Below are 20,437 nucleotides of genomic sequence, written 5' to 3' on the forward strand. Positions count from 1 at the left end.
GCCTCGACGCCGCGGCGGGCGCGCGTCCCGCCGCCCCGCCCGTCAGTTGGTCAGGCTGACGGGCTTGTGCTCGATCTCGGCATTGGTTTCGAGCATCACCACGACCTCGCCCGGCTCCGTCACCCAGCGCTCCCCGTCATGGAAGGCGAAGTCCGCGAGCGTCAGCTCGAAGCGGATCTGCGCCGATTCGCCGGGCTCGAGCGCGACGCGCCGGAAGCCCTTCAGCGAGCGCACGGGCCGGGTGCGGCTCGCCACGGGATCGCGGACATAGAGCTGGACGACCTCGGCGCCGGCGCGCGTGCCGGTGTTGGTGAGCCGCGCGCTGATCTCGATGCGGTCGGTCAGGCGCGGCGGCACCACGATGTCGCTGAGGGCGAAGCGCGTGTAGCTGAGGCCGTGGCCGAAGGGAAACAGCGCCTCGTTGCGCGTTTCGCGGTAGCGCGCGCGGTAGTCCTGGACCCCGTCGGCGGAGGCGGGACGCCCGGTCGGCTTGTGGTCGTAGAAGTAGGGCTGCTGGCCGCTCTCGCGCGGAAAGCTGACGACGAGCTTGGCGGACGGGTTCACGGCGCCGAACAGGACGTCGGCGATGGCGTAGCCCGCCTGCGAGCCGAGGAACCAGGTGGCGAGGATCGCCGGCGCGTCGCGCACGGCGCCTTTCAACGCGAGCGCGCGACCGTGCCGCAGAAGGACGATCACCGGCTTGCCCGTGGCGGCGACGGCGTCGGCGAGCGCCTGCTGCGGCTCGGGCAGGACGATGTCCGTGCGCGACTGCGCCTCGCCCGACATCCACTGCGCCTCGCCGACTGCGAGGAGAACGAGGTCGGCCGCCTTCGCCGCCTCGACCGCCGCCTCGATGCCCTCCGGGACCGGCGCCTCGATGCCCGATCCGCGAACGACGTCGACGGCGAGCCCTCGCGCGCGAAGCCCGTCCGCGATCGACACGTTGAGCTTCGGGTCGGCCATGAAGGCCCAGGTCCCGACGACGTTGTCGCGATCGTCGCCGAAGGGGCCGATCAGGGCGATCCGGCCGGGATCGGGCTTGAGCGGCAGGAGATCGCCCTCGTTGCGCAGGAGCACGATCGAGCGCGCCCCGGCCTCGCGCGAGAGCGCCTGGAGGGCGGGCGTCGCGACGCGGCTCGTCTCCGCTGCCTCGTCGATCGAGCGGAAGGGATCGTCGAAGAGGCCGACCGCCTCCTTGAGCTGGAGGACGCGCCGCACGGCTTCGTCGAGCCGGGCGAGCGGCACCTCGCCGCTCGCCACGAGGTCGGGCAGCCAGCGATTGTAGAGGTCGGACTGCATGGACATGTCCATGCCGGCGAGAAAGGCCTTCTTCGCCGCGTCCCGGCCGTTCTCGGCATAGCCGTGGGCGACAAGCTCCTCGTCGGCCGAGTAGTCGCCGACCACGAGACCGGAGAATCCCCATTCCTCGCGCAGGATGCCGGTGAGGAGCCGCCGGCTCCCCGAGGCCGGCACGCCCTCGACGTCGTTGAAGGCCGACATGATCGTCGCGACGCCCGCCCCGATCGCCGCCTGGAAGGGCGGCAGGTGCGTTTCGCGTAGGGTTTCCTCGGAAATGTCGACGGTGTTGTAGTCCATGCCGCCCGACACCGCGCCGTAGGCGGCGAAATGCTTGGCGCAGGCGGCAAGGCTCGTCGGGGCCCGAAGCGAGCGGCCCTGGAAGCCGCGGACGCGGGCCGCCGCGAGGATCGAGCCGAGATGCACGTCCTCGCCCGATCCTTCCGCGACGCGGCCCCAGCGCTGGTCGCGGGCGACGTCCACCATCGGCGCGAAGGTCCAGTGGATCCCGAGCGCGCTCGCTTCCGTCGCCGCCGCGCGGGCCGTGCGCTCGGCGAGTTCGGGATCGAAGGCGCAGGCCTCGGCGACGGGAAGGGGGAAGATCGTCTTCAGCCCGTGGATCACGTCGGCCGCGAAGATCAGCGGGATCTTCAGGCGCGAGCCCTCCACGGCCGCCCGTTGCGCTTCGCGCGCCCCGGCGACGCCGACGCCGTTGAACAGCATGCCGATCTCGCCGCGGCGGATGCGGGCGAGCTGCTCGCGCGCGCCGCCCTCGGGCAGGTTCGGGTTGAAGGCGATCCCGCTCGGCCGGATCTGGTCGGAGAAGCAGGACAGCTGGCCCGCCTTCTCGGCCGGCGTCATCGCGGCGATCAGCGCTTCGATCCGGTCCGAGCGGGCGAAGGCCGAAGCGGAGGGTGGCGAAAGAACGAGTCCGGCCAGGGCGGCTGCGGCCTTGAGGACGTCGCGGCGAGGCAGGTGACGAACCATGGCGGCTCCTGCGTTGCGTGTCGCGGTGCCGACATCCTCCCGTTCGGCGCCGCGGCCGACCTATCGCGGCGCAGCGCGGAAGGAAAGGGGGGATGTTCGTCAGCCGGCCCGGCGGGGCGGCAGCAGCCGGCCGATCGCGCGGCTCAGCGCGACCGCCAGGAACAGGCCGAGACCCGCGCCGGCCAGCTTTCCGCCGAGGTCGATCCAGCGCGCGTGCCGGTCCGGCAGGACGAGCTGCAGGGCTTCCAGGGCGCAGGCCGCGCCTGCGAGGAAGAGGGCGAGGCGCAGCGGCCGGCGCGGATAGGCGAGGCCGAGAAGCAGGGCGAGCAGCGCGAAGGCGCCGACATGCTCGAGACCGGTGCTGGCGATGTGCGGGCGCAGGCCGATCGGCGACAGCGTCGCGAAGGCGATGAAGCCAAGACCGCCCCAGCCCAGGATCGCAGATGTCATGCCAATCATCCGTCGCACGACCGGGCCGCTCGCAGCCGGCCGTTCGATCCGAGCCGGCGCCTTCGGCAATGCAGCACGGTTGAACGGAAAGGGTTGAGTTTGTATGAAGACGGCCTGTCCGCGGGCCCGCCGCCCGGCCGCCCGATCAGGAGCCGAATGCCGCTTTTCGACGTTCTTCCGCCCGACCTGTTCAAGCCCCTCGCAGCGTCGTCGCGGCGGCTCTATGCCGACCTGCTTCTTCATCTCTACCACCGCACCTTCGAGCTCTCGGCCGAGGCGCCTCGGCGCGCCGACGTCATGCGCGAGATCGGCGACTTCGCCCAGCGCTGGGAGGAGGCGAACGGGCCGGGCGCGGCCGGCGACGAGTTGCGCGGCACGCCAGCCGAGCGGGCGCGGGCGCTCTACGGCCGGCTCCTGGAGACCGGCTGGCTCGCCGAGCACCGCGACCGCTACGTCCGCCTCGTCGACCTCGATCCCGACGCGAGCGGCCTTCTCCACCTCCTGTCGCAGATCGAGCGCGGCGAGACGCGCTCATACGGCGGGGCGGTGCTGGGCGTCCTGTCGGGGCTGGAGAGCGCCGCGGGCAACCCGCGCGAGCGATCGGAGAACCTCGCCAACGCGCTCTCCGGCGCCACCGACTTCATGGCGCACATGCGCACGGTCGCCGCCTCGCTGCGCAAGGTGGAGGAGCGGATCCTGCGCCAGCAGTCGCTGCGCGACATGTTCCGCCACTTCTTCGAGGACTTCGTCGAGCGGCACCTGATCCGCGACTACAAGACCCTCCACACCAAGGACAATCCGTTCCGCTTCCGCGCCGCGATCATCCGCCAGGCGAACCGCATGGCCGAGGACCACGAGCTCCTGAGCGAGCTCGGCGAGGCCGCGACGCGCGAGGGCCGCGTGTCCGATCCCGTGACCGGGCGCCAGCGGGCGCGCGAGTCGCTCGCGCAGATCGTCGCCGTGTTCGAGGCGACGGAGGAGCACCTCGCCGCCATCGAGGCGACGGTGGCGCGCATCGAGCGGCGCATCGTCAACACCGCCCGCTACATGGACCGCGTGACGCGGCGCACCGAGGTCGGCATCGCCGAGGCGATCCAGGCGCTGGCGCGGCTGTCCGACGAGGTCGTGGACGTGCGCCCGGCGCTGGTGCTGCGCGGCCTGCCGCTCGGCCCCGCCCACATCCCGGCGCCCCGCCGCGAGAAGCTGCCGGTCCCGCCCGGCATCGTGCGCGAGGTGTCGCGCGATCCCGCCACCATCCTCTACGCCCGCGCCAAGGAGGAGTACGTGCGGCGCACGCGCGTCACCGCCCCGGCGCTCAGCGCCTTCGTGGACAAGGCGCTGGCGGGGCGCGAGGCGGTGCGCGGCAGCGAGATCCCCGTCGCCAGCGTCGACGACTTCGTCGCCTTCCAGCGCCTGCGCGAACTGCCCTCGATCTTCGGCGGCGCCCTCATGCGGACCTATTCGATCGAGATGCTGCCCGAGCGCTGCACCAATCCCTGGATCTCGTGCCAGGACTTCGTGATCCGCCGCCGGCCCAAGGAGAAACGCGCCGATGCAGCGTGAAACCGACGAGTTCCGCGACATCGTCGAGGGCGACTGGAAGGGCGGCCACGTCGCCGGCCGCCGCCCCTCGGCCGACGAGATGACCCGCACGCTGCAGGTGCTGCTGACGCGCCAGTGCGTCTACGCCCACACGCCGGGCCTGGGGCGCACCTACGAGATCCTGCGGGCCTACCCGACCTTCTTCTCGCGCTATTTCGGCACGCTCGGCTACGAGCTGGTGATCTCGGCCCGCGACCAGATGGTGGCGCTCGCCGTGCCGCCGGGCGAGGCGCGCTACGACAGCGTCTACGAGCGCCTGAGGAAAGACGAGACGATCGTGCTCCTGGCACTGCGCCTCCTGTGGGAGGAGGGCATCCGCGAGCACAATGTCGGGGAGGCCGGCACCGTCGAGACGACCACCGGCGACCTCGTCGACCGGATCGGCGTGCTGACGGGCGGGGCGCCCCCCGACGAGAACCGGCTCGCCGACATCATGCGCCTGTTCCAGCGCCACGGCGCGGCGCGCGTCGGCGCGCGCGATCCCGTCCGGCGCGTGTCGCAGCTCGCCATCCTGCCGGGCGTCGCGATCCTCGTGCCCGACGCCTATGTCGAGGACATCCTTCTCTGGGCCGCCTCGCCGGGCGCCGCCGAAGCCGCGCTGGCGAAAGGCGCGGCGGACGCCGCCTGAGCCGCGCCGCCCCCTTCTCTCCGAGCCGCCCCGGCCGCGGGCGCGACGCGCGACACCGTTCGCGCCGCTTCTTGGGACCATGACCGCATGCACAGCCTCAGCCGCATCTCCCTGTCGAACTGGTACCTGATCGACGCCAAGGACATCGACATTTCCGGCGAGGCCGCGCTGATCGGCCCGACTGGGGCGGGCAAGTCCTCGATCCAGGACGCGATCCAGACCGTCATCACCGGCGTCAACCAGAACCGGCTGAACCTCAACGCCAGCGCCAGCGGGCGATCCTCGCGCTCCGTTCTCGAATACTGCCTCGGCATGACCGGCGATCCCTCGGAAGGCGGGCGGCCGCTGCGCTCGGCCTGCGAGACGGTGATCGCGCTGACCTTCCGCGACGAGGAGACCGGCGAGCCCGTCACCGTCGGCGTCGCGCTCTCGGCGCGCTCGGGCGACAGCCGCGAGGAGGTGCTGTCGCGCTTCATCATTCCCGGCTGCGCCTACTCCGTCGACCGCGCCCGGCGCCGCGTCGGCACCGCCACGATCATCGCGCCCTGGGCCGAGATCGCGAGCGGCCTTCGCAAGGCCTTTCCGCGCATGGAGGAGTACAAGACCTCCGCCGAGCGCTTCACCGCCGACATGCTGGCGCTGATGCGCGGCGGCTCGGGGCCGGCGCCCAACGCCAAGCATTTCCTGCGCGCCTTCTCCAACGCGCTCGCCTTCAAGCCGATCTTCGACCCGACGCTGTTCGTTCGCGACTTCGTGCTGGAGCCGGACCCGCTCGACGTCGAGCGCGTGCGCCGCTCCATTGCCACCTGGCGCGAGCTGGAAGGGGTGATCGCCGACGTCGAAGCCAAGCTGAAGAAGGTCGGGCGCATCCACGAGCGCTTCGCCGGCTGGGGCCGCGCGCGGCTCGACGCCGACGGCTATCGCTGGCGCTCGGCCGCGGCCGATGCGCGCCGCGCCGCGCACGAATGGCGGGCGGCGAAGAAGACGCTCGACGGCCACGCCGCCGAACTGCAGCTGGAAAAAGGGGTGCTGGCCAGCCGGCGCGAATGGATCCGCGCCTGGGACGAGGAGATCCGCTCCAAGCAGGCGCTCGTCGCCGCGGCCGGCGGCGAGTCGCAGCTGCGCCAGATCAAGGCGGAGGCGACGCTCGCCGGCCGCGACCTCCAGGAGGCCGAGGCCGCCTGGACGCGCCTGCGCCGCGCGCTCGCCGACCTCGCGCGCCTCGCGCCCCTCGTCGAGGCGCCGCGCTCCGGGGAAGCGCGAGCCGTCGACGCCGCGCGCCAGGCGCTCGCGCTGATGCCGGACGGGATGGCGCTCCACGACGCCGTGCGCGGCCGGGGCGAAACGCTCGCCGCGCTCATCGCCGAGGCGCGGCTCGCCGGCGACTGGAGCGCGAGCCTCGACGAGCGGGCCGACACCGCCGCCATCGAGGCGCGGCGGCTCGCCGAGGATCTCTTCCGCCTGAAGGAAGCGCCGACCCGCACGGGCGGCGGCGCGCCGCTCTCGCGCGAGGCGCTGAAGCTCCTTTCGGCCCTGAAGAGCGCGGGCATTCCCGCGACGCCGCTCTGCGACGTCGTCGAGGTCGCCGACCCATCCTGGCAATATGCGGCGGAAGCGCTTCTCGGGCGCGGCCGCGAGGCGATCATCGTCGAGCCCGCGCGCCTCAATCAGGCTTTCGACCTGATGTGGAGCGACCGCAACGCCTATGCCGGCTGCACGCTGGTGAAGACCAGCGCGACGCGCTCGACGGCGCTCACCCCGCCGGCCGGCAGCATCGTCGAGGCGCTTAAGACCAGCGACCCGCACGCCCGCGCCTTTCTGTCGGTCCGCATCGGCGCCTTCCGCAAGGCCGAAACGGACGCCGAGCTCGACCGGCTGGAGCGCGGCGTCATGCGCAACGGCAAGACCTCGTCGGGCATGGGCCTTTCCGTCCAGCGCGACCTGAAGGATCTCCTCTTCGGCCGCGGCGGCGCGTCGGTGCCGGCCGACAACTCGGCCAACGACCGCGCGGTGGCTCGCCTCGAGGCCGAGGTCGCGGCGGCCCGCGAGAAGGCGAAGATCCTGCGCGAGGCCGCGCGCCTCCTGCCGCGCATTCTCGACGCGCTCGCCGCCGAGCCCGGCCCGCTCGACATCGAGCACCAGGTGACGAACGCGCGCCTGCGCCAGGCGGCGCTGGAGCGCGATCGCCATGCCGTCGAGGAGAACGACGCGGCGAGCCTTCGCGCCGAGCTCGCCCACATCCGCGCCGAGCGCGACGCGCATGCGCAGGAGCTGGCGGAGGAGGTCGAGCCGAAGATCGAGCGTCTCGCGGCTCTCGTGTCCCACGCCCGCACGCGCCTCGGCGTCGCCACCGCCACGCTGAAGACGGCCCTCGGCCTTCGCCGCAAGGCCTGGGCGCTGATCGAGAGCGATGCGATGCGGGACCTGCGCTCCCTCGGTTTCAAAGGGCCCGAGGGCGAGCCGGCCGCGATCCTCGCCGAGTTCCGCGCCTCCGTGCGCGAGCGCGAGGCCGCGGGCGGGGACGTGCGCTCCTGGTTCGCGATGCTTCGCAACGAGGCGCACGCCGCCGCCGACAGGGCCGAGACCGAGGCGCGGCGCGAGCAGGTGGCGAGCCTGCGGGAACTCGCCGACTACGCCGCGCAGTGGAACGTGACGGTGCCGGTGATCGAGGCCGACAGCTTCGTGGCCGGCGCGCGCTGGGTCGCCGAGGAGCTGGCGCGGCTCGACGGCAACGAGCTGCGCGGTTATCGCGACACCTGCGCCCGGGCGGCCGAGGAGATGCGCCGCATGATGCGCGAGGATCTCCTCGCGCGCCTGTCGGAAAAGCTCGGCAAGGTCGCGGACCGCCTCGACGCGCTCAACCGGCTCCTGGAGCGCCACCGCTTCACCGGCCAGACCTACGCCTTCACCCACGCCGTCGACGGGCGCTTCTCCGGCATGCGCGACCTCGCGCTGAAGGCGGCCCAGGGCGAGCTGACCGACGCCGTCTTCGAAAGCTCGATGGACGAGGTCGAGGCGATGATCGAGGGCGCGGAAGCCGCGGCAGATCTTGCCGACTACCGCCGCTACTTCACCTTCGAGATCGTCATGACCGACGCCAAGGGCGGGCGCACGACGCTGTCGAGCCGGGCGGTGAAGGGCTCGGGCGGCGAGGCGCAGGTGCCCTTCTACGTCGCCATCGCCGCCTCGCTGGCGTCGGCCTACTATCCCGGCCATCTCGGCGGCGGAAAGCCGAAGGGCATGGGCCTCGCCCTTTTCGACGAGGCCTTCAACAAGCTGGACGTGCCGAACACGCAGGCGCTGCTGCGCTTCTTCCGCGAGATGGGGCTCCAGCTCCTGATCGCCGGTCCGGAGGACAAGCGCGCGACCTTCACCGAGGTCCTCGACACCATCGTCCTCGTCAACAAGTCGCTCGACGGCAAGTCCGTCTTCATCGACACCGAGCATCCCGGCGAGGCGGCCAAGGCCGCGCTCGCGGAACTCAATCCCGACCACCGCGGCGTCGAAGGGTTTCGCGCCGCGGCGGAGTAGGAGCTACCGGATGCCGGCGCCGCGTCGCACGGCGAGCGCGACGCCCGCCCAGTCGACGTCCTCGCCCTCGTTGGCGATGGCGTCGAGGAGGTGGTCGCGCACGACCCCCAGCACCGGCATCGGCACGCGGGCCTTCGCCGCGGCGTCGGCGACGAGCGTCATGTCCTTGAGCCCCAGGGGCGCCGCGAAGCCGGCCGGCTTGAAGCGGTCCTCGACCAGCATCGCGCCGTAATTGGCGTAGACCGGCGCGCCGAAGATCGTGCCGGTCAGCACCTCCAGGAGCTGGGCGCGCTCGACGCCGCTCTTCTCGGCCAGCGCCATCGCCTCGGCGAGCGACTCGACCGCGGCCATGATCATGAAGTTGCCGCTGATCTTCACGACGTTGGCCGCGGACGGCTTGTCCCCGAGCGGGAAGACCCGCTGCCCGATCGCCTCGAAGAGCGGGGCGCAGCGTTGGAGGTGTTCCTCCGGTCCCGCCGCCGCCACGAAGAGCTTGGCCGCCTCCGCCGCGGGCGGGCGGCCGAAGACCGGCGCCGACACGTAGGCGCCGCCATGCGCCTGCGTCAGCCGGTCGGCGAGAGCCGGGCTGATCGTGGAATGGCCGACATGGAGCGCGGGCGCGTCCGCGATGCCATTCTCGCCGAAGACCACGCCCTCGACCGCCTTGTCGTCGGCGAGCATGGTCATGACGACGTCGCCCTGCGCAGCCTCGGCCGGCGTCGCGGCGCGCTTGGCGCCCGCGGCGACCAGTGCCTCGTCGCGGCCGGGGCTGCGGTTCCACACCGTTACCTCGTGTCCCGCCTTGACGAGATTGCCCGCCATGGCGCGGCCCATCTGCCCGAGCCCGATGAATCCGACCTTCATGTTCTTCTTCTCCTCCGATGGCGCCAGGCCCGCGTGTCGCCGGCCGTTTCCCGGGAAACCTTTCCCGAGCGGCGATAGTTCAGCCGTGAACGGATCGATCTGGGAGCCGAACGATGATCGCCAGCCCGCAGCGCTACACGCCGGACGTCGAGACCATCAAGCCGGACGAGAAGGAGACCGTCGAGGGATTGATCCATGCCTTCGACGCGATCCTGGAGCGCACCGCCGAGGATTACGGCCACGCCGTGCGGTCGGTCCACGCCAAGTCCCACGGCATCCTGGAGGGCGAGCTGATCGTCGACGAGGGCCTGTCCGCCGAGCTGGCGCAGGGGCTCTTCGCGCGCCCCGGCGCCCACAAGGTGTTCCTGCGCATGTCGACAAATGCCGGCGACATCCTGCCCGACGCCGTCTCGCTGCCGCGCGGGCTCGCGATCAAGGTGCTGGACGTCGAGGGGGCACGCCTGCCCGGCGCGGAGGGCACGGCCCAGGATTTCGTCATGGTCAACGGCAAGGTCTTCCAGGCCAGGACCGCCGACAAGTTCCTCGGCAATCTCAAGCTGCTGGCGGCCACGACGGACCGGATAGAGGGCACGAAGACGGTGGTCTCCTCCGTGCTGCGCGGCGTCAACAAGGCGCTCACGGCTGTCGGCATCGAGAGCCCGGCCGTCGCCTCGCTCGGCGGCGCGCCGAACGTCGAGCCGCTCGGCGAGACCTACTACTCGACGACGCCGTTTCGCTACGGCGACTACATCGCGAAGTTCAGCATCGCCCCGGTCGCTCCCGCCATGAAGGCGCTGACGGGTGAGGAAATCGACGTCGCCGGACGCGAGAATGCCATCCGCGAGGAGGTGCAGAAGGAAATGCGAACCCTCGACGCGCAGTGGGAGTTCCGCGTCCAGCTCTGCCGCGACCTCGGGCGACAGCCGGTCGAGGACCCGACCGTCGAGTGGGACGAAGCCGAGGCGCCCTTCCAGCGCGTCGCCACCATCCGCGCGCGGCCGCAGGACAGCTGGGACCCGGCGCGCGTCGAGAAGGTCAACGAAGAGATGCGCTTCAGCATCTGGACCGGCATCGCCGACCACCAGCCGCTCGGCAACATCAACCGCGCCCGCCGCGAGCCCTACCGCCACTCCGCCGATTTCCGCGCCAGGTTCAACGGCTGTCCCTATCACGAGCCGGCAGGTCGATCGGACTGAGGGAAACGGCACCCGATCGCATCGACCGAACGCGTGCCGCTTCCGGCCCGTCCAGACCGTGACGTCGGGAACGCCTCAGCGCTCGCCGCGATGATAGGGCTGCATCAGCGCCTGGGGCACGCGGGCCCGGCGGGCGACGAGGACGAGGGCGAGGATCGACAGGAGGTAGGGCGTCATCAGGAAGACCTGATAGGGCACGACCCCGCCCGCCAGCGGCTGAAGGCGCAGCTGGAAGGCGTCGAAGAGGGCGAAGAGGAGGGCGCCGAGAAGCGCCCGGCCGGGGCGCCAGGAGGCAAAGACGACGAGCGCGATCGCCACCCAGCCGCGCCCCTGCACCATGGTCGGGAAGAAGGAGTTGAAGGCCGCGAGCGTCAGGAACGCCCCGCCCAGCGCCATGACGGCGCTGCCCGCTACGACGGCGCCGATCCGGATGCGGATCGGGTCGAGCCCTTGCGCCTCGGCCGCGTGCGGGTTCTCGCCGGTCAGCCGGATCGCGAGCCCGAGGGGCGTTCGCGCCAGTATCCAGGCGAGGGCAATGGCAAGGAGGATCGCGAGATAGGTCGGCGCGGTCTGCGCGAAGAGCGTCGAGCCTAAGAAGGGAATGTCCGACAGGGGACCGAAGTCAAGCGGCTGGAAGGGCTCCACGGTCGGCGGCGTGCCGGAGACGGGGACGGCCAGGCGGAAGAGGTAGTAGGACAGGCTCGAGGCGAAGAGCGTGATGCCGAGGCCGGCGACGTGCTGCGACAGGCCGAGCGGCACGGTCAGACCAGCGTGGAGGAGGCCGAAGGCGGCGCCCGACAGGGCCGCGACGAGGAGGCCCGTCCAGAGCCCCGCGCCGGAATAGACCGCGAGCCACCCCGCCATGGCGCCGAAGGTCATGATGCCCTCGATGCCGAGGTTCAGCACGCCGGCGCGCTCGCAGAGGAGGGCGCCCAGCACCCCGAAGATCAGCGGCGTCGCGATGCGCAGCACCGCCGCCCAGAGGCCGACCGAGCCGAGGATGTCGATGGTCGTCTGCATCGGGTTCAGCCTCGCCGCAGACGGTAGGAGGAGAAGAAAAGGGCGAGGAGCATGGTCAGGAGGCAGAGCGCGACGGTGACGTCGGCGATGAAGCTCGGAACGCCGAGCTGCCGCCCCATGGCGTCGGAGCCGACGAACATGGCGGCGGCGAAGAGCGCGGCGATCACCGCCCCGAGCGGCTGGAGGTTGGCGAGCATGGCGACGACGATGCCGAAATAGCCGAAGCCGGGCGACAGGTCCGTCGAGACATAGCCGCGATTGCCCATGACCTCGACGGCGCCGGCGAGCCCGGCGAGGCCGCCCGAGAGGAGCGCGACCTTCACGAGCGTCCGCCCGATCGGCACGCCCGCGAAGGCGGCGGCGCGGGGTGAGAGGCCGGCGGCCTTGGCTTCGAGGCCGAAGACGAAGCGCGACTGGACGAGGTGGACGAGGATCGCGGCGCCGACCGCGATGACGAGCCCGAGATGGAGGCGGGAGCGCTCGACGATCTTGGGGAGCTGCGCGTCGGCGAGCACCGGCACGGAGCGGGGCCAGCCGAAGGCGAGCGGATCCTTGAGCGGCCCCTCCACCATCATCGAGACGAGAAGCACGACGACGAAGTTGAGGAGGAGGGTTGTGACCACCTCGTCGACGCCGAAGCGCAGGCGCAGCGCCAGGGGACCGAGGAGGAGGAGGGCGCCGGCGAGCGCCCCCGCGACCAACAGGAGGACGGCGAGGAGCGGGCCGGGCAGTCCGAGCGGGTTGGAGAAGCCGAGGGTGACGACGGCGAGCGCTCCCAGATAGAGCTGCCCCTCCGCGCCGATGTTCCAGAGACGGGCGCGGAAGGCGACGGCGACGGCAAGGCCCGTCAGGATCAACGGGCAAGCGCGCAGCAAGGTTTCCGTCGCTGCGAGGCGCGAGCCGAAGGCGCCGACCGCGATGGCGCGGAAGGCGTCGAGGATGGGCGCGCCGGCGAGCGCGATGAGGACGCCCGCGAGTGCCAGTGCGACGGCGACGGCGATCACCGGCGACAGGACCACGAGAGCCAGGGGGCGCGTTTCGCGCCGCTCGACGATCATGCCGCGGCCCGCCCTAGGTCCTCGCCCGCCATCATCAGGCCGAGCCGGCGCGCGTCGAGCCCGGCGGTCGGCACCGTGGCGGAGAGGCGGCCGGCATGGATCGCGACGGCGCGGTCGGCGAGGCGCAGCACCTCGTCGAGATCCTCGGAGATCAGGAGGATGCCGGCGCCGCGCTCGCGCGCTTCGAGGAGCCGGGCGTGGACGCCGGCGATCGCGCCCTCGTCGAGGCCGCGCGTCGGCTGGGCGCAGACGAGGACGGGCGGATCGCCGTCGAGGTTCCGGCCGAGGATGAGCTTCTGCATGTTGCCGCCGGAGAGGAGCCGAATGCGCTTGTCGGGCGCGGCGCCCCGGATGTCGAAGCGCTGAACGAGATGCGCCGCAAAGGCGCGCGCCGCCCCGCGACGGACGAGGAAGCGGCCGGAAAAGCGCGGCTCGCGCAGGCGCTCCAGCACGGCGTTCTCCCAGAGCGTGAGGTCGCCGATCGCGCCTTCCGCGTGGCGATCTTCCGGCACGCGGCCGAGGCCGCGGCGGACCATGTCGCGCGGGGAGGGACGCGCGGGCGTCTGCCCGAGGATCTCCACCGTCCCGGCGCTCGGCGCTTCCAGCCCGAAAAGGATGTCGGCCAGCGGCTTCTGCCCGTTGCCGGAAACGCCGATGAGGCCGAGGATCTCGCCGGCGTTGAGCGTGAAGTTCGCGCCGTCGAGAAGCGTGCGCCCGCCGCGGCGCAGCGTCAGGTCGCGCGCGACGAGCACGGGGGCTCCGACGGGGCGCTCATGGCGCTCGGGCCGCTCGACGCGGCGCCCGACCATCAGCTCCGCCAGTTCCTCGCGGCTGGTCTCCGCGCTCGCGCGCATGCCGACCATCCGGCCGCCGCGCAGGACCACGACGCGGTCGGCGCCCGTGAGGACCTCGCCGAGCTTGTGCGAGATGAAGATGACGGACAGGCCTTCCTTCGCCATCAATCTCAGCGTCGCGAAGAGCGTTTCGCCTTCCGCGGGTGTCAGGACGGCCGTCGGCTCGTCGAGGACGAGAATGCGCGCGTCGCGAAAGAGGCTCTTCAGGATCTCGACCCGCTGTGCCTCGCCGACGGAGAGGTCGCCCACCCGCGCGTCTGGATCGACCGCGAGGCCGAAGCGGGTGCCGAGCTCGCGCAGCCTGGCGCGCGCGGCCGGGAGGCTCAGCGACAGGCCGGAGAGCTTGGCCGTGCCCGCGACGACGTTCTCGATCACCGTGAGATTGGGCGCCAGCGTGAAGTGCTGGTGCACCATGCCGACGCCGGCCCGGATCGCCGCGCGCGGCCGGCCGGAGGCGAGCGGCTCGCCGAAGACGCGGACCTCGCCCTCGTCGGCCGAATAGTGGCCGAAGAGGACGTTCATCAGCGTCGTCTTGCCCGCGCCGTTCTCGCCGAGCAGCGCGACGATCTCGCCGCGCGCGAGGACCAAGTCCACGCCGTCCAGCGCCGTGAAGGCGCCGAAGCGCTTGGCGATGCCAGTCATCTCCAGCGCCGGCGCGGTCCGCGATGTCATGGGCGGAGCGGCTTACTTCGGCTCGCTCATGTCGACCGCCACCTCGAAGGCGCCGCTCTTGATGGCCTCGCGCTTGGCCTCCATCTCGGCGATCGCCTCGGCCGGCACCATGGAGGCCGTGAAGGCGATGTCGTTGCCGCCTTCCTTCATCAGCGAGTAGGGCGTGTAGTTCTTGCCGGTCGGGTTGCCCGCCGTCTTGTCGGCCAGAGCCGCGGCGAGGATCGGGTCGAAATTCCACACGGCGTTGGCGAAGACGGTGTCGGGATAGCGCGAGGTGTAGTCGGTGAGCGAGCCCACCGCCTTGATGCCGCGCTCCTTGGCCGCGTCCGCCGTGCCGATGCGCTCGCCGAACAGGATGTCGGCGCCCGCGTCTATCTGGGCGAGGCCGGCTTCGCGCGCCTTGGGCGGATCGAAGAAGGTGCCGATGAAGCCGATGAGGTGCTTGGCGTCCGGCCGCGTTTCCGCCACGCCGGCGCGGAAGGCATTGATCAGCATGTTGATCTCGGGGATCGGGATGGCGCCGACCGCGCCGACCGTTCCCGTCTGCGTCATGCGGCCCGACAGCATGCCGGCGAGATAGGCCGCTTCGTGGTTCCAGGTGCCGAAGGTGCCGAAATTGTCGCCGGTCGGCTCGCCCGACGAGCCCATCAGGAAGGCGACGTCGGGATATTCGGCCGCCACCTGCCGCGCCTCGTTCTCCACCGCATAGGCCTCGCCGACGACGAGAACCGCGCCGCCTTCGGCATATTCGCGCATGACGCGGGGATAATCGTTGGCGCTGACGCCTTCGGAGAAGACGTATTCGATCGTGCCCTTCTCGGCGGCGGCCTGGAGGGCGGCGTGGAGGCGCGAGTTCCAGGCGTTCTCGACGGGCGAGGCGTGGACGCCCGCGACCTTCGGCTTGACCCCTTGCGCGAAGGAAGGCCGGCCGAGCGCGAGCGCCCCGAGGGCGAGAGCCGAGCCGGCGAGGACGTGGCGGCGGGTGAGGTGGACGGACATGGGCGATCCTCGAAAACAAGCCGGCGGGCGGGAATGACCGCGCAGACATGACGCAATGCCCATTTCGCTGTCAATCAGCCTTGCTGCCCGTTCACCGCTCAATTCGCTCGGTGGCCTTCGGCTCATCCTGCGGCGCGCGGCGCGTAGGACGCCTCGTCCACCGCGCCCGGCCGGCCGGGCAGGTCGAGCCGGAACTGCTTCGGCTCGGCGCGGGAGACGACCTTGCCGTTCTTCACCACGAGGAGCCGGTGCGCCTTCAGCCGCAGCGCCTCGATCGGGTCGGCCGCCTGGAGGAGCACGAAGTCGGCCCGGGCGCCCACGTCCAGCCCGTAGCCGTCGAGGCGCATGGTCTTCGCGCCGTTCACCGTCACCGCGTCGAAGAGCCAGCGCAGCCCCTCGCGCGAGGTCAGCGGCAGGGCGTGCGCGGCCATGTGCGCGACCTCCAGCATGTCGCCGGAGCCGAGCGGGTACCAGGGGTCCATGACGCAGTCGTGCCCGAAGGAGACGTTGACCCCCGCCGCGCGCAGCTCGGCGACGCGGGTGAGGCCGCGGCGCCGGGGATAGGTGTCGTGGCGCCCCTGGAGCGTGATGTTGATGAGCGGGTTCGGGATGACGTCGAGCTCGGCCTCGGCGATGAGGGGGATGAGCTTGGAGGCGTAGTAGTTGTCCATGGAATGCATGGAGGTGCAGTGCGAGGCGGCGACGCGGCCCTTCAGGCCGAAGCGTAGCGTCTGAGCCGCCAGCGTCTCGACGTGGCGCGAGAGCGGGTCGTCGGTCTCGTCGCAGTGGATGTCGACCGGCAGGCCGCGCTCGGCCGCGAGCCGGCAGAGCGCCTCGAGGCTCGCCGCGCCCTCCGCCATGGTCCGCTCGAAGTGCGGGATGCCGCCGACGATGTCGAGGCCCATGTCGAGCGAGCGGGCGAGGAGCTCCACCGCGCCGGCGGAGCGGAAGTAGCCGTCCTGCGGAAAGGCGACGAGCTGGAGGTCGATGTAGGGCTTCACCTTCTCGCGCACCTCGATCATCGCCTCGGCCGTGCGGAGCGTCGGGTCGGATACGTCGACGTGCGAGCGGATGAAGAGGAGGCCGCGCGCCACCGCGAGGTCGCAGTAGCGAAGCGCGCGCTCCACCATCGCCTCGACGGTGAGGATGGGCTTCAGCTCGCCCCACAGCGCGATACCCTCCAGCAGCGTGCCGGACTGGTTCATCCGGGGGAGGCCCAGCGAGAGCGTCGCGTCCATGTGGAAATGCGGGTCGACGAAGGGCGGCGAGACGAGGCGCCCGCCGGCATCGATCACCTCGCCGACCTGTCCCGCCTGCGCCGCGATGCCGGCGCCGATCCCGACGATCCGCCCGTTCTCCACGGCGACGTCGATGCCGGTGCGCCCGTCCGGAAGGGCGGCGTTGGACAGGATCAGGTCGGGCATGGGTCGTCTCCTCGGGGCATCGGTGTGTCGCCCATGCCTTAGCTTCGGGCGGGGCGCCGCGAAAGGGAGGCTTGCCAGCCGAAATCCTGCGCCGCATCATCGATCCCATGCATGAGACCACCGCTTCCGTTTCCCGGCCGCGACAGCACCGCCGCTTCGTCGCTTCCGCGCGCACCAGCCTGCCGAACTGGCCCGAAGCGCCGCCGCCGCTCGACGAGGCAGGGCGCGGCTTCGTGCTGGTGGGCACGGGCCGCGGCGCGGGCGCCGTGCTGGACGGGTGGAGGGCACGGGCCGGGGATCGCCCCGTCCTCGCCTTCCGCGACGAGGATGCGGGAAGCGCCGATCGCGCGGCAAGCTGGCTCGAACCGGCGCTTGGGCAGGCGCGGACCGGTTGGCGGCTGATGCTCGCGGGGGCCGCTGCCGACGTCCTGCGCCTGTCGGCCATCGCGCGGGGCGCGGGCCTGATCGAGGCGGAGATCCGCGCCTTCGCGGTTCGGGCGGGCACCTCGCCGCTCGTCTGCGTCCATTGCAGGACCGGCTTCGAGGCCGAGGGCGAGCCCGGCGACGAGGTCGACTGCCCCGGCTGCGGGCTGCGGCTCGTCGTCCACCAGCATCTGTCGCGCCGGCTCGGCCGGCTCGCCGCCTTCGTCGCCGACGCGGAAGGCGGCAGGCCGTGATCGCCGGTCCCGGCCTGTCGCTCGTCGTCGACGCCGTCGTCGACGTCGCGCCGGGCATCCGCTCCCTTGTTCTGCGGCACCCCTCGGGCGGGGCGCTGCCCTCCTTCGTGCCGGGCAGCCACCTGCCCGTCTTCTGCGGCGAGGGGCGCACCAACAGTTATTCGCTGACGGGGGAGGGCGGCGCGCCCGAGGCTTACGCGATCTCCGTTCACCACCGCCCCGACGGGCGCGGCGGCTCGGCCTTCATGCACGCGCTGCGGGTCGGCGATCGCCTCGCCTGCGGCCTGCCGCGCAGCGCCTTCGCGCCGGTCGTCTCCGCCCGGCATCACCTGATGATCGCCGGCGGCATCGGCATCACGCCGTTCCTGTCGCACCTGCGCGCCGCGAAGTGCTGGGGCCGCAGCGCGAGCCTTCTCTTCGCCGTGCGCGACGGGGCGCCCGTCCCGCACGAGGCCGAGCTGGACGCGCTCTGCGAGGACTGGCGCGTGCTGCGCGGCCGGGCCGCGATGGCGGCGGCGGCGGAGGCGGCGCTCGTCGACCAGCCGCTCGGCACGCACCTCTATGTCTGCGGCCCCGAAGCCATGATCGAGGACGTCCTGGAGCGCGCGGCGCGCGCCGGGTGGCCGGCGGAGCGCTGCCATGCCGAGCGCTTCGGCGCCGTTCTTCCCCCCGGCGCGCCCTTCGAGGCGCTGCTGCGCCGCTCCGGTCGGCGGATCGCCGTTTCGGCCGATGCGAGCCTCCTCGACGCGGTGGAGGCCGCCGGCATTCCCTGGCCCTCGCTCTGCCGCCAGGGCGTGTGCGGCGAATGCCGCATGGAGGGCGTCGAGGGCACGATCCTCCATCGCGACCACTATCTCTCGCCGGCCGAGCGCGAGGCCGGCACCTGCCTGATGCCCTGCGTCTCGCGCGGCGCGGACCTCCTCACCCTCGATCTTTGAAGGCTTGGGCCCATGACCCCCGACGAGGCGCGCCTCAGCCGCTTTCCCTGGCCCTTCACGGGCGACGCCTATCGCTACAGCGCCAATGTCGAGCCGGCGCCCAAGCTCCGCCGCACGCCGGTGGGCGCGTGGGGCGGCTCCGTCCTCGACGTCGACGCGGATTACGAGGCCGAACTCACGGAGCGCGCAGCCGTTCTCGCCCGCGATCCCTCCCGCCACGTCGAGCTGCCGCACATGCGCGCGGCGACCTGGGACGCGCTCGCCTGGGGCCTGCGCGAGCTCGCCGCGACCTATCCCGAGACGATGAGCCTCCGCGCGACGGGGCGCGACCTCGTCTGGACAAACGGTCGCCTCGGCCTGGTGCAAGCCTTCCGCCTCGGCGACGAGGACAGCCTGCCGCTGCCGCCGCTGCGCTTCCTCGCCAGCCAGATCCAGGAGGACGTCGTTCTTCTCGACCAGCGCGAAGGCCAGCTCTTCGCCGATGCCGGCTGCGTCACCTTCGCGTCGAACTGGTCGATGGCCTTCGATCTCGGCATGTCCTTCCGCGAGATCCACGGCCCCGTGCCGCACGACTTGGCGGACGGGGCCATTCCGCGCGCCGAGCAGTTCCTGATGCGGCTTCAGCCGGGCGAGGTCTTCCGCCGGATCAACTGGACCTCGACCGCCGGCCACCGGCTCGACACCGCGCTCGACAGCTACCACGAATGGGGGCCGTCGCGCCGCGCCCTGGCGACAGACGATCTCGCCGAGGTCTTCCACATGCGCAACGAGGTGCAGCACCTCGTCCGCCTGCCGGAAAGCGGGGCGATCATGTTCCTGATCCGCACCTACCTCCTGCCGCTCGGCGAGATTTGCCGCGTGCCCGAATGGCGCCGACAGTTCGCCGCTGTGCTGCGGACGCTTCCCGAGGACATCCTCCAGTACAAGGGCCTGACGGCGCTGCGCCCGCGCATACTCGCCGTTCTCGAAGCGGAATCCGTCGAGGCGGCGTGAAACGCAGCCGCCCATCGACGCGTTGACCGAGCCGCCACGCGCTCTTCAACCCGTGCATCAGCGCCGCGATGGTGCCGCCGAAACGCCATAGAGACGGCGCAAGACTGTGCGCGTGCGTCGCTTCGGCTCCGGCCGGGGCGCGACGCGTCGCCTCGGAACCGTCCGGCGCGGCGCCGATCCTCGAACCCATCCGGACACGAGCCTTTCCATGCAGAGCGCGCTTCACGGCCTGGCGACGGCCTTCTTCTCCTTCGTCTACGCCTTTCTGGGGCTCATGATCGGGGCGTGCTCCGGCTTCATTCTTCTGAAACTGGCGCAGGGGACTCTCGGCCTGTCCGACTCGGTGACGGCCGTGCTCCAGCTCGCCGTCGCCGCCTGGGCGATCCTTCTCGCGGTTCTAGCGGCCGCGGCCTACGTCAAGACGTCGAAGAACGAGCGCTTCGTCGCCTGAACGCGGGTGCGCCGCCACCCGTCTTCCTGACCCTTCGGAGACTTCGATCCCATGCCGCCGAAATCCGTTCTCAGGGCCGCCCTCATCGCCGCGCTGCCGCTCGTCGGCGCCTGCTCGACCCTGCAGTCGGAAAGCCGCGCGCTGGCGTTCAGCCTGTCGCCCTATCCGTCCGTCGATCCGCGGATCCTCGAATATTACGGGCAGCTCGACGACGGCACCTTCGTGATCCCCGCGATCGATCCGAAGATCGTCGCGGAGCGCAACATCCGCCAGGAGGTCGACTTCCGGACCGACGAGCCGCCGGGCACGATCGTCGTCGACCCCTACGGCCATCACCTCTACCTCGTGATGGCGGGCGGCCGGGCGATGCGCTACGGCGTCGGCGTCGGCAAGGCGGGCTTCGCCTTTGCCGGCAAGGCGACGGTGGCGCGCAAGGCCGAATGGCCGCGCTGGACCCCGACGCAGAACATGCTGCGCCGCGAGCCCGAGCGCTTCCGCCCGCACGCCGCGGGCGTCGACGGCGGCCTCGGCAATCCGCTCGGCGCGCGCGCCCTCTATCTCTATCGCGGCGGCCGCGACACCTATTACCGCATCCACGGCACCAACGAGCCCTGGACCATCGGCAAGTCGGTCTCCTCTGGCTGCATCCGCATGTTCAACCAGGACGTCATCGACCTGGAAACCCGCGTGCCGACGGGAACGCGGGTGCTCGTTCTCGACGCGCCCTACGAGGGCGGGGCGGACGTGGTCTGAGGCGCTCTCCATCCCATCGTCCCGCCTCCAACCGGGATGCGCAT

17 protein-coding genes are annotated in these 20,437 nt (G+C 71.7%); 9 read left to right on the forward strand and 8 right to left on the reverse strand.

The genetic code is table 11. The features are described 5' to 3' along the window. Nucleotides 1-42: 42 nt before the first annotated feature. Nucleotides 43-2,283, reverse strand: a complete 2,241-nt coding sequence (locus tag FZN60_RS21845; RefSeq protein WP_158875636.1) for a glycoside hydrolase family 3 N-terminal domain-containing protein — start codon at nucleotides 2,281-2,283, stop codon at nucleotides 43-45. A 99-nt stretch (nucleotides 2,284-2,382) separates the two neighbouring features. Beyond that, nucleotides 2,383-2,733 (reverse strand): VanZ family protein, encoded by a 351-nt coding sequence (locus tag FZN60_RS21850; protein WP_246727057.1) that lies wholly within the window; start codon nucleotides 2,731-2,733, stop codon nucleotides 2,383-2,385. Between the two features lie 156 nt (nucleotides 2,734-2,889). Between FZN60_RS21850 and FZN60_RS21855 the strand changes: the two genes are divergently transcribed. The 3 genes from FZN60_RS21855 (at nucleotide 2,890) to FZN60_RS21865 (ending at nucleotide 8,494) form a co-directional block, all read left to right on the forward strand. Beyond that, a complete protein-coding gene (locus FZN60_RS21855) occupies nucleotides 2,890-4,296 on the forward strand; it encodes a Wadjet anti-phage system protein JetA family protein (protein WP_158875637.1) in 1,407 nt (468 codons plus the stop codon). Then, on the forward strand, nucleotides 4,286-4,963 hold the full coding sequence (locus FZN60_RS21860; RefSeq protein ID WP_158875638.1) for a DUF4194 domain-containing protein: 678 nt from the start codon (nucleotides 4,286-4,288) through the stop codon (nucleotides 4,961-4,963). The genes FZN60_RS21855 and FZN60_RS21860 overlap by 11 nt, the downstream gene beginning before the upstream one ends. An 87-nt stretch (nucleotides 4,964-5,050) precedes the next feature. Next, a complete protein-coding gene (locus FZN60_RS21865; protein WP_158875639.1) occupies nucleotides 5,051-8,494 on the forward strand; it encodes an SbcC/MukB-like Walker B domain-containing protein in 3,444 nt (1,147 codons plus the stop codon). A 3-nt stretch (nucleotides 8,495-8,497) separates the two neighbouring features. Here the strand turns inward: FZN60_RS21865 and FZN60_RS21870 are convergent, their stop codons facing one another. Continuing rightward, a complete protein-coding gene (locus FZN60_RS21870) occupies nucleotides 8,498-9,457 on the reverse strand; it encodes an NAD(P)-dependent oxidoreductase (RefSeq protein WP_369413065.1) in 960 nt (319 codons plus the stop codon). 14 nt (nucleotides 9,458-9,471) lie between these two features. Between FZN60_RS21870 and FZN60_RS21875 the strand changes: the two genes are divergently transcribed. After that, nucleotides 9,472-10,554, forward strand: a complete 1,083-nt coding sequence (locus FZN60_RS21875; RefSeq protein WP_158875641.1) for a catalase family protein — start codon at nucleotides 9,472-9,474, stop codon at nucleotides 10,552-10,554. A 75-nt stretch (nucleotides 10,555-10,629) separates the two neighbouring features. Here FZN60_RS21875 and FZN60_RS21880 read toward each other — a convergent pair whose 3' ends face one another. The 5 genes from FZN60_RS21880 to FZN60_RS21900 form a co-directional block, all read right to left on the reverse strand. After that, on the reverse strand, nucleotides 10,630-11,574 hold the full coding sequence (locus FZN60_RS21880) for an ABC transporter permease (protein WP_158875642.1): 945 nt from the start codon (nucleotides 11,572-11,574) through the stop codon (nucleotides 10,630-10,632). Between the two features lie 5 nt (nucleotides 11,575-11,579). Then, nucleotides 11,580-12,632: an ABC transporter permease gene (locus tag FZN60_RS21885; RefSeq protein WP_158875643.1), complete on the reverse strand. Its 1,053-nt coding sequence runs from the start codon at nucleotides 12,630-12,632 to the stop codon at nucleotides 11,580-11,582. Beyond that, the gene (locus tag FZN60_RS21890; protein ID WP_158875644.1) at nucleotides 12,629-14,158 is read right to left on the reverse strand and encodes an ABC transporter ATP-binding protein; all 1,530 of its coding nucleotides are present in this window, start codon (nucleotides 14,156-14,158) and stop codon (nucleotides 12,629-12,631) included. Before FZN60_RS21890 ends, FZN60_RS21885 begins: the two co-directional genes overlap by 4 nt. A gap of 12 nt (nucleotides 14,159-14,170) precedes the next feature. Next, entirely contained in the window at nucleotides 14,171-15,157 is a 987-nt protein-coding gene (locus tag FZN60_RS21895) for a BMP family protein (RefSeq protein ID WP_158875645.1), read from the reverse strand. 122 nt (nucleotides 15,158-15,279) lie between these two features. Continuing rightward, nucleotides 15,280-16,581: an amidohydrolase family protein gene (locus FZN60_RS21900; RefSeq protein ID WP_158875646.1), complete on the reverse strand. Its 1,302-nt coding sequence runs from the start codon at nucleotides 16,579-16,581 to the stop codon at nucleotides 15,280-15,282. 71 nt (nucleotides 16,582-16,652) lie between these two features. Between FZN60_RS21900 and FZN60_RS21905 the strand changes: the two genes are divergently transcribed. The 5 genes from FZN60_RS21905 to FZN60_RS21925 all read left to right on the forward strand — a co-directional run bounded on the left by FZN60_RS21905 (nucleotide 16,653) and on the right by FZN60_RS21925 (nucleotide 20,393). Then, the gene (locus tag FZN60_RS21905; RefSeq protein WP_158875647.1) at nucleotides 16,653-17,258 is read left to right on the forward strand and encodes a dimethylamine monooxygenase subunit DmmA family protein; all 606 of its coding nucleotides are present in this window, start codon (nucleotides 16,653-16,655) and stop codon (nucleotides 17,256-17,258) included. Continuing rightward, complete coding sequence (locus FZN60_RS21910) at nucleotides 17,255-18,196, forward strand: PDR/VanB family oxidoreductase (protein WP_158875648.1); 942 nt, start codon at nucleotides 17,255-17,257, stop codon at nucleotides 18,194-18,196. Before FZN60_RS21905 ends, FZN60_RS21910 begins: the two co-directional genes overlap by 4 nt. A gap of 12 nt (nucleotides 18,197-18,208) precedes the next feature. Further along, on the forward strand, nucleotides 18,209-19,189 hold the full coding sequence (locus FZN60_RS21915; RefSeq protein ID WP_158875649.1) for a heme-dependent oxidative N-demethylase family protein: 981 nt from the start codon (nucleotides 18,209-18,211) through the stop codon (nucleotides 19,187-19,189). A gap of 208 nt (nucleotides 19,190-19,397) precedes the next feature. Then, nucleotides 19,398-19,640 (forward strand): hypothetical protein, encoded by a 243-nt coding sequence (locus tag FZN60_RS21920; protein ID WP_158875650.1) that lies wholly within the window; start codon nucleotides 19,398-19,400, stop codon nucleotides 19,638-19,640. Nucleotides 19,641-19,691: 51 nt separating this feature from the next. Beyond that, the gene (locus tag FZN60_RS21925) at nucleotides 19,692-20,393 is read left to right on the forward strand and encodes a L,D-transpeptidase (RefSeq protein WP_158875651.1); all 702 of its coding nucleotides are present in this window, start codon (nucleotides 19,692-19,694) and stop codon (nucleotides 20,391-20,393) included. Nucleotides 20,394-20,437 lie beyond the last annotated feature (44 nt).

Source organism: Antarcticirhabdus aurantiaca (assembly GCF_009765365.1).
Lineage (GTDB): Bacteria > Pseudomonadota > Alphaproteobacteria > Rhizobiales > Rhizobiaceae > Antarcticirhabdus > Antarcticirhabdus aurantiaca.